General features: G+C 38.2%; 13 protein-coding genes and 1 other annotated feature. Of the genes, 8 read left to right on the top strand and 5 right to left on the bottom strand.

The genetic code is table 11. From position 1 onward, the window contains the following. Positions 1–11: 11 nt before the first annotated feature. Both O0236_RS04360 and pgmB read left to right on the top strand, forming a co-directional pair. Positions 12–2,726 carry a glycoside hydrolase family 65 protein gene (locus tag O0236_RS04360; protein ID WP_268912896.1) on the top strand — a complete coding sequence of 905 codons (2,715 nt, stop codon included), beginning with the start codon at positions 12–14 and terminating at the stop codon, positions 2,724–2,726. Between the two features lie 15 nt (positions 2,727–2,741). Beyond that, entirely contained in the window at positions 2,742–3,413 is a 672-nt protein-coding gene (gene pgmB / locus O0236_RS04355) for a beta-phosphoglucomutase (RefSeq protein WP_268912895.1), read from the top strand. Positions 3,414–3,480: 67 nt separating this feature from the next. Here pgmB and O0236_RS04350 read toward each other — a convergent pair whose 3' ends face one another. Continuing rightward, positions 3,481–4,251 carry a Cof-type HAD-IIB family hydrolase gene (locus tag O0236_RS04350; protein ID WP_268912894.1) on the bottom strand — a complete coding sequence of 257 codons (771 nt, stop codon included), beginning with the start codon at positions 4,249–4,251 and terminating at the stop codon, positions 3,481–3,483. Between the two features lie 152 nt (positions 4,252–4,403). On the opposite strand from O0236_RS04350, the gene O0236_RS04345 reads away from it, so the two are divergent. Continuing rightward, complete coding sequence (locus tag O0236_RS04345) at positions 4,404–5,057, top strand: deoxynucleoside kinase (RefSeq protein WP_268912893.1); 654 nt, start codon at positions 4,404–4,406, stop codon at positions 5,055–5,057. A gap of 134 nt (positions 5,058–5,191) precedes the next feature. Here the strand turns inward: O0236_RS04345 and O0236_RS04340 are convergent, their stop codons facing one another. Together O0236_RS04340 and pepV are read right to left on the bottom strand one after the other, a co-directional pair. After that, positions 5,192–5,668, bottom strand: coding sequence for a universal stress protein (locus O0236_RS04340; protein ID WP_268912892.1), 477 nt, complete (start codon positions 5,666–5,668; stop codon positions 5,192–5,194). Between the two features lie 19 nt (positions 5,669–5,687). After that, positions 5,688–7,076, bottom strand: coding sequence for a dipeptidase PepV (gene pepV / locus O0236_RS04335; protein WP_268912891.1), 1,389 nt, complete (start codon positions 7,074–7,076; stop codon positions 5,688–5,690). Between the two features lie 110 nt (positions 7,077–7,186). On the opposite strand from pepV, the gene O0236_RS04330 reads away from it, so the two are divergent. Beyond that, the gene (locus tag O0236_RS04330; protein WP_268912890.1) at positions 7,187–8,014 is read left to right on the top strand and encodes an NAD(P)H-hydrate dehydratase; all 828 of its coding nucleotides are present in this window, start codon (positions 7,187–7,189) and stop codon (positions 8,012–8,014) included. Between the two features lie 43 nt (positions 8,015–8,057). On the opposite strand, the gene O0236_RS04325 is transcribed toward O0236_RS04330, so the two are convergent. Continuing rightward, a complete protein-coding gene (locus tag O0236_RS04325) occupies positions 8,058–9,707 on the bottom strand; it encodes a polysaccharide biosynthesis protein (protein ID WP_268912889.1) in 1,650 nt (549 codons plus the stop codon). A 208-nt stretch (positions 9,708–9,915) separates the two neighbouring features. Between O0236_RS04325 and O0236_RS04320 the strand changes: the two genes are divergently transcribed. Further along, positions 9,916–10,947 carry an acyltransferase family protein gene (locus O0236_RS04320; RefSeq protein ID WP_268912888.1) on the top strand — a complete coding sequence of 344 codons (1,032 nt, stop codon included), beginning with the start codon at positions 9,916–9,918 and terminating at the stop codon, positions 10,945–10,947. A gap of 1 nt (position 10,948) precedes the next feature. Next, complete coding sequence (locus O0236_RS04315) at positions 10,949–11,905, top strand: alpha/beta hydrolase (RefSeq protein WP_268912887.1); 957 nt, start codon at positions 10,949–10,951, stop codon at positions 11,903–11,905. Positions 11,906–11,945: 40 nt separating this feature from the next. Here O0236_RS04315 and leuS read toward each other — a convergent pair whose 3' ends face one another. Then, on the bottom strand, positions 11,946–14,366 hold the full coding sequence (gene leuS / locus O0236_RS04310) for a leucine--tRNA ligase (RefSeq protein WP_268912886.1): 2,421 nt from the start codon (positions 14,364–14,366) through the stop codon (positions 11,946–11,948). Positions 14,367–14,440: 74 nt separating this feature from the next. Further along, positions 14,441–14,647, bottom strand: a binding site (T-box leader). 98 nt (positions 14,648–14,745) lie between these two features. On the opposite strand from leuS, the gene O0236_RS04305 reads away from it, so the two are divergent. Both O0236_RS04305 and O0236_RS04300 read left to right on the top strand, forming a co-directional pair. After that, positions 14,746–15,381: a phosphatase PAP2 family protein gene (locus O0236_RS04305; RefSeq protein WP_268912885.1), complete on the top strand. Its 636-nt coding sequence runs from the start codon at positions 14,746–14,748 to the stop codon at positions 15,379–15,381. Then, a complete protein-coding gene (locus O0236_RS04300; RefSeq protein ID WP_268912884.1) occupies positions 15,378–15,953 on the top strand; it encodes a class I SAM-dependent methyltransferase in 576 nt (191 codons plus the stop codon). Before O0236_RS04305 ends, O0236_RS04300 begins: the two co-directional genes overlap by 4 nt. Positions 15,954–15,991: the final 38 nt, after the last annotated feature.

The raw sequence follows: 15,991 nt of genomic DNA, 5'->3' as shown, positions 1-15,991 counted from the left end.
GGGGAAATCATATGAGAACGTTTGCGATACAAGCTCGTGAAGGCATGTTGGAAATCAATTACTCAGAAAATTCCAATCAACCGCCCTTCAGAAAATTCGTTATTACGTACAACTCAGATCTCTCAATTGGTGAGAATTTAGAGAACATAAAATCAGTCTTAACTGGTTTACCAATTGATGCTGGAATCATCGAAAATTCATTAAATTACGATTTTTCAGATACCATTATCGGAATCAACCATCAAAAAATTGATATAGGGTTAGCAATTGCCAACCTGTTAAATGTTCCAGTTGTTAACATGAAAACTGCCAATGAAATCGGCTTGGAAAATGCCGTCCAACAAAAAGCCGAGTATTTAAAGTGGCATCTAGATTATTATGGTGAATACAGTGGCAAGCGAAATTATGGTCAAGAAGCAATGTTAACCATTGGTAATGGTTACTTTGGCTTACGTGGCTCATTCGTCGAAGCCGATGCCGACAAAGACAATTATCCTGGAATGTACGTAGCTGGCGTATTCAATCAATTAACTACTAATATCAACGACCATGATGTGGTCAATGAAGACCTGGTCAACCTACCAAACAGTCAATACATCACTTTTGGTGTTGATCATCAGGAACCATTTAAGATCAAAAAAGAAGATATCCAAGACATCTATAGAAGTCTTGATTTAAGAACCGGCCTTTTAACTATTACCATGCATGTTCAATTGGCCACTGGACAAGTCTTGGAGATTTGTACTAAGAAAGTTGCTAACATGACCAACTACCATCGATTTGCTGTTAGCTATGAAGTTAAACCAATCAACTTCTCTGGTAGTTTGCAGATATACACCAAGATCGATGGCAGTGTCCAAAACCTAAACGTTGATCGTTATAAAGACTTTGATCAAAAGCATATTGAGATTATTGGCATGTCAGCTAATGACAACCAGATCTCAATGCGTGGACGCACTAAAACATCCAAAGTTGAATTTATGATCAACTCGAAGTTAACCAGCGATGATTTTGATATTAATGATTTGGTTGACACTTCAACTGAAAACCAAATTATCAGTCAAACACTCAGTCTAGATGTTGAACCAAATAAGGCTTACACGTTCGAAAAAAATGTTAGCGTATTCACTAGTGATGGTCAGCATCCAATTGTTGAAGATGACGTAAGAAAAGAACTATCGGCCTCTTCATTTGAAGACACTTTAAAAGATAGTCAATCTTTCTTTAACAACGTTTGGAAAACTTCCGATATTAAGATCAGCAATGACATCACCTCACAAAAATTGACCAGAGTTAACATTTTTCATTTGATGGTATCTGGATCAGCATTAGGTACTGGTGACATTGACGCCTCGACTGGGGCTCGTGGTCTTCATGGTGAAGCTTATCGTGGTCATGTCTTCTGGGATGTTACTTTTGATTTACCATTCTACGCATCACATTACCCTAAAATTGCCAAGCAGTGTTTGATGTATCGCTATAATCGTCTTAATCCAGCCAGAGATTACGCGAAGAGCGAAGGCAAGGCTGGTGCCATGTATCCTTGGCAATCAGGGATGTATGGTGATGAACAATCACAATTCCTTCACTTGAATCCAGTTAGTGGAAAGTGGGATCCAGATAACAGTCGCCTACAACGTCACGTCTCAATCTCCGTTGCTTACGACATAATTAATTACGTTCACATTTCGGGTGACTTACAGTTCATGCATGATTATGGATTTGAAATGTTATTATCAATTACCAAATTCTGGATCAGCATGGCTTCATATGATAAACAAGCAGACCGATACGACATTAAGGAAGTTATGGGACCTGATGAGTTCCACGAAGAGTACCCTAACTCCACTGACCGTGGTTTGACCAACAATGCTTACACTAACATCATGGTTTCTTGGCTATTCGACAAAGTAAATAGCTTCATTAATGAATATCCTGATAAGGTTACTGACGCTGAACACAAAGCCGACTTCTCAAATGACGACCTTAACAAGATGACTGATATTTCTCACAAGCTCCGTTTGGATGTTAACGAAGACGGTATCATTGGTCAATTTGAAGGTTACTTTAACCTATCCAAGCTTAACTTTGATTCATACCGCAGAAAATACGGTGACATTTCTAGAATCGATCGCCTCTTAAAGGGTGAAGGAAAGTCACCTGATGCCTACCAAGTTGCTAAACAAGCTGATACTTTGATGGCATATTACATCTTGCCAATGAGTGAAGTTCAAACTGTATTGAACAATTTAGGATACCAGTTACCAGAAAACTACTTCACTAAGAATCTTCAGTACTACTTAAACCGAACCACTCATGGTTCAACTCTCTCAAGAATCGTCTACTCAGTGCTTAATGAGCTGGATGGTAACATGGATCAATCTTGGCAATTATTCTCAACTGCCCTACTATCTGATTACTACGATATTCAGGGTGGAACTACTGCCGAAGGAATTCACTTAGGAGTTATGGGCGCCACACTTGAAATCGAAACTAGAAATTACGGTGGTGTCTCAACTGATGGTAAAGCAGTTTCCATTAACCCTCACCTACCTAAGTTATGGACCAAGCTTGAATTCTGTCAGCTTTTCCAAGGCATCAATTACTCGTTCGTGATCGATCGCAATAACGTGAGTGTCAAAGCTAATGCCGATACCAATATCACTGTTAAAGGGAAGAATTACTCTTTGACAAAGAATAAAGTACAAACAATTAAATATCGTTAATTAGGAGTGAATAACATGACAAAATTTACAGATATTAAAGGTTTCGTTTTTGATTTGGATGGAGTAATTACTGATACCTCAGTATTTCACAGTCAAGCATGGCATCAAGTTGCCGATAAAGTTGGTGCACCTTGGTCACAAGAACTTGAAGATGGTTTAAAGGGAATCAGCCGAATGGATTCTTTGGAAATGATTCTAAAAGCCGGCAACCTCAGTGATAAATACACTGAAGACGAAAAAGTCGACCTAGCCACTGAAAAAAATACCAACTACCTTAAGCTGGTTGATCAAATGACTCCCGCTAATATTCTTCCTGGAATCAAAAAATTCCTTGATGATTTAAAAGCCCACAATTATTTGATCTCACTTGCTTCAGCATCAAAAAATGCTCCCAAGGTATTAAGTAAGTTGCAATTAACTGACTACTTCCCACAAATCGTTGATCCACAATCATTAACTAAAGGTAAACCGGATCCAGAAATTTATCTTAAGGGTGCCGAATTAATTAATTTAAAACCAGAACAATGTATTGGGGTTGAAGATGCTGCTGCCGGAGTTGAAGCAATCAATGCCGCTAACGAAACTTCAATCGGAATTGGTGATCCTAAGATTTTAGCCGCCGCTGATATCAAATTCAATGATACTGGTGAAATGACCTTGGATCACATCAAGAGTCAAATGAACTAAACAACAATCAAAAAAGAGGACTTACTAGTTGATGATAGTAAGCCCTCTTTTAATCTCTAATTATTTGTTATTTGATCAATCCGTAATGTCTTAAACCTTTGACGATTCCACCGTCCATATTAGTATCAGTAACGAATTCAGCCGCCGCCTTAGCCTTGTCATGCCCATTACCCATTGCGATTGGATGATCGACTTCTGCAAACATTTGTAAATCATTCAATTGATCTCCAAAGGCATATGATGGCACTCCTTGAAGTCCTGCACGCTTCATTAAAGTCTGAATCCCAGTTTGTTTTGAGACTCCCCAGTTCATTGTATCCATACAACGCGGATTGTTTCTAACAAGTGATAATTCACCAGCGAATTTATCTTGGTATCTTTTATCTTTATCATAGTTAAACACACACATAAAGTTAACGTCATGTGTAAGATACCATTTAGGATCAACTTTGGTATGTAATCTTAAAATTCGGTAGTTTTCATCAGTCAAATCGTTATTGGCAGTCAATGCCAATTCTTCATGGTTATAAAATGCTACAACGTCTCTTTGTCGATGAGCAAACTCCAAAAGATCTTCAATGACATTTTGTGGAATTACTTCAGCATCAAGTTTTTTACCCTCATACTGAACGTAACTACCATTGGCACTGACAATCGAATTAATCTTAGTACTATCAAGTACGTAATTAATCTCGAAGATATTTCTTCCGGTCGAAATAATTGGTAGAATTTGGTTACGCTTTAATTCTTGAATTGCATCAATATTTTGTTGCGAAACATTTTTATCATCATCAAATAAGGTTCCATCTAAGTCAAAAAATACTACACCTTTATACAAATTGATCCCCTCCAGTAAATTATTCTTCCACCTATAATTGTACACCAGTTTCCGAAATGATTCCTATTCAAAAATTCAGTGAAATTGGATATATTGTGGTGCCAAATTTATGGTACACTATATATTGTAAATTTAACAAAAGAGGGGCTAATATGGTGATAATTACAGCAGGAATGATTGGTGTTGGTAAGACTACCCTTACTGGCAAAATTGCGGAACATTTAGGAACAAAGGCGTTCTTTGAACCAGTAGGCGATAATCCAGTACTGCCACTTTACTATTCAGACCAGAAACAATACGGCTTTTTGTTACAGATCTACTTCCTTAACAAGCGTTTTTCAATGATCAAACAAGCGCTTAGTGATGATAACAACGTGCTTGATCGTTCAATCTACGAGGATGCACTCTTCACTAGAGAAAATAACGCTGAAGGTAATATTACTGATACTGAATTATCAGTTTATCTAACATTGCTTGATAATATGATGAATGAGCTTGACCAAATGCCTAAAAAGGCACCAGACCTTTTGGTATATGCTGATAGTGATTTCGACACCATCAAATATCGGATCAAGAAACGTGGTCGTGATTACGAACAATTTGATGACAATCCTGATCTAGAGAAATACTACTTCAAGATGTGGACTGCTTACAAAAAGTGGTTCGATGAATATGATGTTAGTCCAAAGATGAAAATTGATCTTCAAAAATATGACTTATCAGTTCCTGGTAATGTAGATATCGTTCTTGGCCAAATCGATGAGAAACTAGCTACTATCAGAAAACCAGAAGAAGAAGCCATTTAAAACACATTTATTAATAAACATTCCCTAACTTTGATAACTCATTTAAAGTTAGGGATTTTTATTTGGCCACAAAATTAATTTGATTCAAAAAAGAACCCATCTAAAAATAGATTGGGTTCTTCGTTTTTATTCACTTATTTGTTTGCTAGTTCTGTTCTTACTACGATCACATCTACAGGAGCATGACTAACCACGTATGTTGCCGTTGAACCCATCATCAATCTAGTTACAGGGCCGGCACCAGTGGCACCAACTACCAACAGGTCTGCACCATAATCCTCAACGATTTTATCAGTCAAAATGTCTCGCGGATCACCATAGTCAACTGTACCAATTGCTTCAATACCGGCATCCTTGGCAATTTGAACATAATTGCTAACCCTAGCTTCAACATCGATTTTTAAAGTCTCAATAGTTCGTGGACTAATGGCCCCAAAACCGACAGATGCCTCTTTGTTGATCCTAACCAGGTTACGTTCGTTGATAACGGCCACTATGACCAAACGTGCGTGATTGTTAGTGGCAATTTGTAAAGCCTTCTTAAAAGCCAAACCAGACGCTTTAGAGCCATCGACTCCAACTACAACGTTTGAATAATTAAAATTAGCCATCTCCTACCTCACTTCCGTCTTACTTAGACAGTTCATAAATTGATTCACCGTAGATTGACATTGCCTTGATCAAATCATCAATGGGTTGGAATTCATTAGCTTGATGCATTGTGTCTTCAACTCCTGGGAACAAAGCGCCAAAAGCAACTCCACGATCCATTAGACGAGCATAAGTTCCGCCACCAACAACTTCTGGTTCAACGTTCTTTTCACCAGTTTGACGTTCATAGACTCCCAATAAAGTTGAAACAATTGGATCATCTTTTTCAACGTAATGTGGAACCATGTGTGAAAGTTCAGTGACGTTATTTGCGACCTTCTTCAAGGCCTCTAAAATAATTTCATCTGAACTACCCTTAGGATATCTGAAGTTAGTATTGATCATTCCACCATTGGCTTGGTCAAACTTCAAGATACCAACGTTCATGGTCACATCACCCATGATATCATCAGTGTAGTTAGCACGAATTTTATGAGCTCTGGAATCGTCGTGTAATACGTCTCCAGCTAAGTTAAGGAATGCCTTGGCATCCTTTTCAAAATCAAATTGGTTTAAGAAATTGGCTAAATAAGTTCCGGCGTTGATACCATTTTTAGGTTCCATTGCATGAGCTTGCTTACCAGTCACTAAGACTTTTACACCTTCGTCAGTAGCTTCGATTTCTCCAGCAACAGGATTGTTATCCAAGAAATCAGTAAATTTCTCAACAAAGGCTTCATTATCATCAGTTTCCACAAAAGCCACTGCCTTGCCGGGAACCATGTTAGTTCTCAAACCTGAATCAAAAGTCTTCAAAACAAATTCTTCACCATTTTGGTTACCAAACTTGATTTCGTAAGTACCATTTCCTTTTTCACCATTGATCAGTGGGAACTCTGCATCCGGTGAGAATCCAAAAGTTGGTTGAGGTTCAACTTCAAAGTAATGTTTCATCCCTGTCCAATCACTTTCTTCATCAGTACCAATAATCAATCTGATCTTAAGTTTAGGTTCGATTTTTTGATCTTTAAGCATCTTCAAACCATAGTACGCAGCTAAACCTGGTCCCTTATCATCTGAAGTTCCACGACCAAAAACTTTATTATCTTTAATAGTTAGTTCAAAGGGATCAGTCTTCCAGCCATCACCAGCTGGCATAACGTCAGCATGTGATTGAATGGCTAAGGTCTTATCACCTTCACCATATTCAATATATCCAACTGTGTTATCCAATTTGACGGTCTTAAAACCATCTCTATCACCCATAGCAAGAAATCGTTCCATTGCTTTTGTAGGGCCTTCACCTAAAGGATATTCATCTGTGGCATGCTCATCATCACGAACACTTTCAATTTCAATTAATGACTTTAAATCGTCTAAATACGCATCTCTATAATTGTTTGCTAAAGCTTTCCAATCAATTGTCATAATTGCGCTCTCTTTCTACCTTGTTTGCTAATATTTTATCATATCCAGACGGGTTCCGTTAAATTTATCTAATCCGAAAATGATATACTTTAAATGTAGGAGGCATCATTATGAAAAAAATTACTGAAGACATTTTAAGCATCATTAAAAGCCGACCCGTAAACAGTTATAAAGGAACTTTTGGCAAAATTGTATTAATTGGTGGCAACGCCAATTTCGGTGGTGCAATTATCATGGCCACCATGGCAGCAGTTTATTCCGGTGCCGGTCTAGTCACGACAGTAACCGACAATTCTAATCAAGTTAGCTTACATAGTCAGGTACCTGAAGCCATGTTTCAAGATATTAATGAACTTCCGCAAGTGCTGGCATTAGTTAGCCAAGCTAATGTCATCGTCATTGGCCCTGGCTTAGGGACTGAAGAAAATAGCAAACAAGTTTTGACCGCCGTTTTTAAAAATGTCACTGATAAACAAACATTGGTCGTGGATGGCTCAGCACTCACATTGATGGCACAGGAACATTTATCCCTACCAACTACTTCAACCAATGTTTTAACTCCTCACCAAATGGAATGGCAACGAGTTTCAAATATCCCCATCGCACAACAAAATCCAGAACTTAATCAGCAAGCTACCAATCGCCTTAATGCCATCGCAGTAGTTAAATCTAGCAGGACACAAGTCTATAGTCCAAATACTGAACCAGCCGAAAATACTGTTGGGACCCCTGCTCAAGCAACTGGAGGTATGGGAGATACATTAGCTGGAATGATCGGGGGCTTTCTCTGTCAGTTTGGTAATGATGTGCGGACTGTTGAAGCCGCCGTTTATACTCACAGTGCAATGGCTGACGAAATCGCTAAAAATCAATACGTGGTATTGCCTCACCAAATCTCAATGGCATTACCCAAATTCATGAAAAAGCATGAACATTAAAAAACACCGAGGTAGCTAAGACTGCCTCGGTGTTTTTATAAAACTATTTTATTCTTAATTTAGCTCTTAAACTATTACTTCTAGCCCCAAGAACTAAGTCGGCAGTTCTGGTTCTTAACGTTAAGTAAACGTAGACAAAACCACCAATAACTGCAGCGATAACTGCGACGATCACGCTGGCCAAGCCACCAAATGGATCAGTGAATAATGACATCACCATGTTGCCAATATAAACCATTACGAGTGCCACAACGTACATTACTAATGCCGCAATTCCAACGTTAACTAAAGTTCTTCTAATTTGTGGCATATCATAACCGAATCGATTTTTTAAAAAACCAATGATTAAGAAGTTCGCTACTAAAAGTCCAATTGCCGTAGAAACTAGCGGACCAAATACCCCTAGGAAATGAACACATGGCCACTGGACAATTAATTTAACAGCTGTGCCAATGAAGAAATACTTCACCGCGCGTTTGTTTTCTGAAAGTCCTTGCATGACAGCTGAGGCCACCACAAACAATCCCATCAGAATTGAAACGATTGAAGAAACCGTTAAGACGTTAGCTGCCAAGCCATGGTATTCGATACCATAAAAGGCTCGATTAAGTGGTCCAGCAATGGCTGCCATTCCCAAGGCAGCAGGAATCATCGTAAACATAAACATTGATAATACATTTGTGTTTTGCGCCTTGATTTCTTCCTTACGATTATTGGTCAAAGCTTCAGAAAGTAGTGGCACAGCAGTAACTGCCAATGCTGATGCCAACGAAATAGAAATCATAATTAATTTGTTTGAGTTAGCAGCAAACATTGCAAATAAGTCACTAACCTGAGTTGCGGTAAAGATTTTTAAACTGGTCATAATTGGAAAGAAAGTATATTGATCAATTAATTGAAAGATCGTAATTCCGGCTCCCAAAATAATGAACGGAACGGATTGAGCGATTATCTCTTGATATAACTGCTTTGGAGATACTCTAATCTGATTATCACTATTGGCAACTAAGCTTCTAAAGTGTTTTCTACGTTTTAAATAGTAGAACCCTAAAGTCAAAGTTCCAAACAATGCACCAATGAAGGCCGCAAATGTTGATTGTGAAACTGCAGTGATCCAGTTACCATGCATAACTTCCATGATAATGTAGGCTGTTGCCAACATGTACAAAACTCTGGCTAGTTGTTCAACGAATTGCGAAATCGCTGAAGGAGCCATTTCTTGATACCCTTGGAAGTAGCCACGAGTCAAACTCATTGTCGGAATAATCAAAACTGCCCATGCTAGTGAATGCAGGACAGGAACCACGTTCTCATTACCACCATCTAATAACGGTGCCCCAAAATAAAGAACTAACGCCGAGATTATTCCTAACGCCGCGGAAAGAATCAATCCACGTTTATAGATTCTAATTCCAACTCCATATTCGTTCATCGCATTGTAATGAGAAACTTGCTTAGCAATTGCTGAAGGGATTCCGGCGATTGCCACGATCAACACAAAACTATAGATGTTATATCCGAAACCATACAAAGCATTTCCACGATAGAAATATTCACCGAACCATTGACGCCAAGGTATTATGTAAATTGCTCCTAGAATTCTAGAAAAAATACTGCCGGCTGTCATCCATGCTGAACCAGATAGCATTTTATCTCTAGAAGCATCTCCTTGAGAATTATCAATCTCATTCATTTTTTAAAAATCCCACTTTCATCGATTTAATACACTCGTACTATTTTATCAAGAAATGAATTATTATCAATCTTTCATTGAATGTATTTATAAATCTTTATTAACTAAGTTTTATCTGTAATAAAAAAGTATTGTATTAAAATTAGTAAATGCTCTAAAATATTATTAATAGGTCATTTTTGACATTAAATTTATTGAGGTGAATATCTTGAGCAAGAAACGGATTGAATGGATCGATGTTGCCAAGGCAATTGGAATTATCGCCGTGGTGTTGGGTCATTCGTTAACCTATCATGGCACACTTTTTCATACTTTGTATTGGTGGCATATGCCAATCTTCTTTATCATGGGTGGCTTCTTCTTAAAACCAGTCAAGCCTGGACACTGGCCTGAATTCTTTAAAAAGCGGATCTATCCCCTATTAATATCTTATGCGTTTTGTGGAACGTTAGTAATTATGGTTTCCCACTTTCTGCGTAACGAATCATGGAAATATACCTTGTTTTATTTCGTGCGTCTAGTTTATGGTGGTCAGACTTTAAACCATTACACCAGTGTATTTTGGTATATTAACGTGTATCTGTTAACGATATTATTTGTCACATTCCTAATTACATACATTCAAAAAAGAGAATTCTTGATTATCGTTGGTTTTCTATCATTAATCGTCGGGACTAGTTATAAGCATATTCATTTTCTCAATTGGAAATATACTCCATGGGATTTTGATGTAGTTTTGATTGTAACGTTCTTTGTCTTGTTTGGATATTTATACTTCAAGAATATCCAACAAATTGTCAAAAATTTATGGTTCTTGATTCCTGCAACAATGATTACTCTGTGGTTAGTATTCATGCAATACACTGATAGATTCAACTTCGGTTTTTTCTTAAAATCACGGTTAATCCATGCTTCATATCATCATATTGCTTTATCCAGGGTTTCTTACGTAGCCATCATTCCAATCTTAGTATGTCTAGTAGTATTTGGATTCTGTTACTATCTATCAGAATACTGTCCACAATTTATTGTCCACGGATTACAAGTCCTTGGCCAACAAACCCTAGGAATTATGTATCTGCACAAAATTCTCCTTGATGTTTCGGGAAATCTAGGTGTTTCATCTCCATACATCAGAACTATAATTGCTCTTGCAGTATCCTTTATCCTGTCGTATATTTACATGTATTTCCTAAATCGAATTAGATTATCAAGAATGAACAAGGTGGCAAGAGAATAATATGTTCGAAAAATTCCGTTTTATTAGCTTTCGTTTCCTATACTTCATCATTGGAATAATTATAATTGTCATCTCCGTCTTTGCGCTCTGGCATTCCCGTCCTCAGGAATTAAAGGCTCCTGACAATGGTTTTGTTAGCAACAATACGCCGACAATATTTATTCACGGTTGGTCTAGTAGTTTAATGGCTGAACGTGATATGGTAACTTCTGCTGAGGTGCGTGGAGTGGCTAGAAAACGGATGATCATCAGAGTTCGTTCCAATGGTAAGATTCTCGTCACGGGAGACATCAAAAAATGGATGCGCAATCCAATCATCATGTTGCAATTTGACAATAATCGTGCCGGCGAAGTTCAATATGCTCACTGGCTAACTAAAGTCTGTAAATTATTAAAGGCAAAATACCATGTGAATAATTTAAACTTTGTTGGTCACTCCATGGGTGCTTACGCTGCCGTGTACTACAACTTATTAAACGGCAATCAAAGTGACCTTCCGAGAACCCAAAAAATGTGTCTGATCGCTGGTCCATATGATGGCATCATCGATAATCACAAGGCTAATCAACCGACTTCGGGTCCACTTAAGACTTTGTGGGACGATAAGCCCAACCAAAACCGGTTGTTAGCAGATGGCCGTCCCAAGATCATTCATCCTGAATACAAGAAACTGTACAGGCTACGCAATAATTTTCCTCATCAAGTGCGAGTCCTTAATATCTTTGGCAACATTGGTGATGGCTCAAATTCAGACGGTGTCGTAACTGCGACCTCAGCACTATCACTACGATATATTTTGAGAGACAAAGTCAACTTCTATCAAACATTTGAATCATTTGGTGCCAAGTCACAACATTCCGCTCTTCATGATAATAACTTAGCCGTTAATCGCCAATTAACTGAATTTATTTGGGCCAAGAATTATCAACCTGGAGCGCCTAACGACTTACAGCAATAAAAAAAAAGAACCTCGAGAGAATTCTCAAGGTTCTTTTTTATTAGTTAGCAACGATATTAACAATTTTGTTTGGTACAACAATTACTTTACGTACTGTCTTACCATCAGTAAATTCTTTAACTTTTTCATCAGATAAAGCAATTTCTTTGACCTTATCTTGATCTTCATCACTGGCAACTTCAATATGGGCACGAACTTTACCATTAACTTGAACGACCATTTGAATGGTATCTTCAACTAATTCATTCTCATCATAAGTTGGCCATTCAGAGTAAGAAATTGTATCATCATGTCCCATTAGACTCCAAAGCTCTTCAGCGATATGTGGAGCAACTGGGGCAAGTAATTTCACAAATCCTTCAAGGTATTCGATTGGCAAAGCATCCACCTTGTATGCCTCGTTAACAAATACCATCATTTGAGAAATACCAACATTAAAGCGCATGTTTTCAAAATCGTCAGAAACAATCTTTACAGTTTGATTGTAAATCTTTGATAATGAACCATCGTTGATAGTTGTAACGCGATCACGTAAATGATTATTTTCATCAATCATTAAACGCCATACTCTATCTAACCAATGGTGAGCTCCCTTGATTCCTTCAGTACTCCATGGTTTAGATGCATCTAAAGGACCCATGAACATTTCATAAACTCTAAGCGTATCAGCACCGTAGCTTTCAACGATTTCATCGGGATTGATAACGTTACCCTTTGATTTAGACATCTTTTCATGGTTGGTTCCTAGGATCATACCTTGGTTAACTAACTTTTGGAACGGTTCCTTAGTTGGTACTACTCCAAGATCGTATAAGAACTTGTGCCAGAAACGAGCGTAAAGCAAGTGAAGCACGGCATGTTCGGCACCACCAACATACAAGTCAACTGGTGACCAATACTTAAGCTTGTCATAGTCGGCTAAAGCATCTTTGTTAGTTGGATCGATGTAGCGTAAGAAGTACCAAGAACTACCTGCCCATTGTGGCATAGTGTTAGTTTCTCGTTTACCCTTACGACCGTTTTCATCGACAACATTAACCCAGTCGTCAATATTAGCAAGTGGACTCTCACCACTACCAGAAGGTTCAATGTTCTTAGCCTTTGGTAACTTCAATGGTAATTCGTCTTCAGGAACTAAAGTAGTTTCGCCATCTTCCCAGTGAATTACTGGAATTGGTTCACCCCAGTAACGTTGACGTGAGAAAATCCAGTCACGAAGACGGTAATTGATCTTCTCGCTACCATAACCTTTGTCAGTTAACCAATCGATAGCTTTTTTAATAGCATCTTCTTTGTTCAAGCCATTCAAGAAGTCAGAATTAATATGTGTACCATCTCCAGTATAAGCAGCTTCTTCAACGTCGCCACCTTCAATTACTGGAACGATTGGTAAATCAAATTTCTTAGCAAATTCATAGTCTCGGTCATCATGCGCAGGAACGGCCATGATGGCACCAGTTCCATATGAAGAAAGCACGTAATCACCGATCCAGATTGGTACTTGCTTACCATTGATTGGGTTAATACCATAAGCACCAGTGAAGACACCACTTTTGTCCTTGTTAAGATCAGTTCTTTCAAGATCAGATTTTCTAGATACTTCTTCTTGATAAGCTTCAACAACCGCACGTTGATCGTCAGTAACGATTTTGGAAACTATTTCATGTTCTGGTGAAAGCACCATGTATGTTGCACCAAATAAAGTATCTGGTCTAGTAGTGAACACTTCGATTTTTTCGCCGTCATGTCCGGCAACATCAAAGAAGACACTGGCACCCTTTGAGCGACCAATCCAGTTTCTTTGTTGCTCTTTGATACTTTCAGGCCAGTCTAGGTCATCAAGATCATCGATCAAGCGATCGGCATAGGCAGTGATCTTCAATACCCATTGTCTCATTGGGACACGGTAAACTGGGTAGCCACCACGCTCTGTCTTACCATCGATAACTTCTTCGTTAGAAACAACGGTTCCACCCATAAAATCAGGAGCCCAGTTGACTTCGATTTCGTCTTCGTAAGCTAAACCTTTTTTGTATAGTTGTTCAAAAATCCATTGAGTCCACTTGTAGTATTCAGGATCAGTAGTGTTAACTTCTCGATCCCAGTCATATGAAAAACCAAGTGACTTAATTTGTCGTTTAAAGTTTTTGACGTTTTGAGCTGTAAAATCACGAGGATTATGTCCAGTCTTTAATGCATATTGTTCAGCAGGTAGACCAAATGCATCCCATCCCATTGGATGAAGCACATTCTTGCCCTGCATTCTTTTCATTCTGGCCATAATATCGGTTGCCGTATATCCTTCAGGATGGCCTACGTGCAAGCCTTGACCAGATGGGTAAGGAAACATGTCTAAGACATAGTACTTTTCCTTATCCATTGAATCAGACGCCTTAAACGTCTTGTTTTCGTTCCAGTAGTGTTGCCACTTACGTTCAATCACATCGTGGTTATATGCCATAAATTTTATCCTCCTGATTATCTGCAATTTTTTAACAAAAAAGCCCCATAACAAATTCAGTCTTCACTGACTTATTATAGGGCGAGTTATCGCGGTACCACCTATGTTCCCCCTACTAAGTAAGGGACACTCTTAAGCTGTAACGGTGCTACCGGGTTAGTTTACTTGAGTTCAATTAACCATTCCACGATGAGTTCGCTAGCTGACTCTTCAAGTTCACATTAACCACTTGATTTCTGAAGTAAAGTTGACTAGTTACTAATTCGCTTCATCATTTTGAAAATTAAAATTGCTGACATTAATGCTATCAAATCATTCAAGAAAAAGCAACTTTCCAATGATATACTTTAATTAACATTGTTAAAGAAGGGTCGCATAAATGAACAAAACGAATTATCGTAACCAAAAAATAGTAATTTACATAAGTTTAGTTATCTTCTTAATTTTGGCTTGGATGGTCGTTGGCCATTTCTCACCATTGCAACATACTGACGAGCAAGTTCAAGCTTGGATTCGTTCTGGAATCAATCCAACACAAACTTCAATTATGATTCACGTAACGAATTTAATGGGTAGTAAGTCATCTCTAGTGATTATTCTTGTGATTATCGTAGGCCTCCTAGCTTTTAAACAACTAGGAGCAGCACTGTTTGTCACCGTCAATAGTATGTTACTGTCATATCCAATGAATGTTGGCTTAAAACTATTGATCAATCGCCCTCGCCCATCAATCCACCACTTAGTAACGGTTCACTCAACCAGCTTTCCAAGTGGGCATGCCATGATCAGTATTATGCTTGCTGGATCATTAATAATATTAATCAATAACCATTGGCGGCGGAATATCGCCACAATGACGGCAGTATTATTACTAAGTTTGTTTATTTTAATCATTGGTTATTCCAGAGTTTATTTAGGGGTCCATTATCCAAGTGATGTCTTAGCCGGTTATTGTGTTGGTTTATTGACGATTAATTTAGTATATATTTTATTTAAAAGGTGGCAAATTTTATGAAAAACACACTTCAATCATCACTAGCATTTAGCCATACTTTGCTGCAGAGCGTCGTCAAACCTGGTGACAATGTAATCGATGCCACTATGGGTAACGGTCATGACACCCTATTTTTAGCTCAACTTGTTCAAGCGACTGGACATGTTAGTGCCTTTGATATCCAGGCTTCAGCAATTGAATCAACTAAACAACTTCTAGCAGATAATCAGATTGCTGACAATAATTACAATCTGTATCAAATGAGTCATTCCCAGATTAAAGATGTGCTTCCTGAAGACAGTAAAATCACTGCGGCTATTTTTAATTTGGGTTATCTTCCAGGTGGTGATAAATCAGTCATCACCCATAGTGAAACATCAATTCCGGCGATTCAACAATGCCTACAGATGTTAGAAAGACACGGACTTGTCGTGGTCGTTCTTTATTATGGTCATCCCGGTGGAGAGTCAGAAAAAGAAGCGATTATAGATTTCACACACAGCCTTGATCAACATGTCTACAACGTTTTACAATATCAATTCGTTAATCAAGTCCAAGCCCCACCTATTTGTTTGGCATTCGAAAAACGTTAATAAAAAGCGGCCTTAGCCACGATTGAATTTTATCAATC

The sequence above is a fragment of the Lentilactobacillus sp. SPB1-3 genome (assembly GCF_026913205.2).
GTDB classification, from domain to species: Bacteria; Bacillota; Bacilli; order Lactobacillales; family Lactobacillaceae; genus Lentilactobacillus; species Lentilactobacillus terminaliae.
Note: the sequence above shows the minus strand (reverse complement) of the source record. Positions and strands in the feature narration are given on the sequence as shown.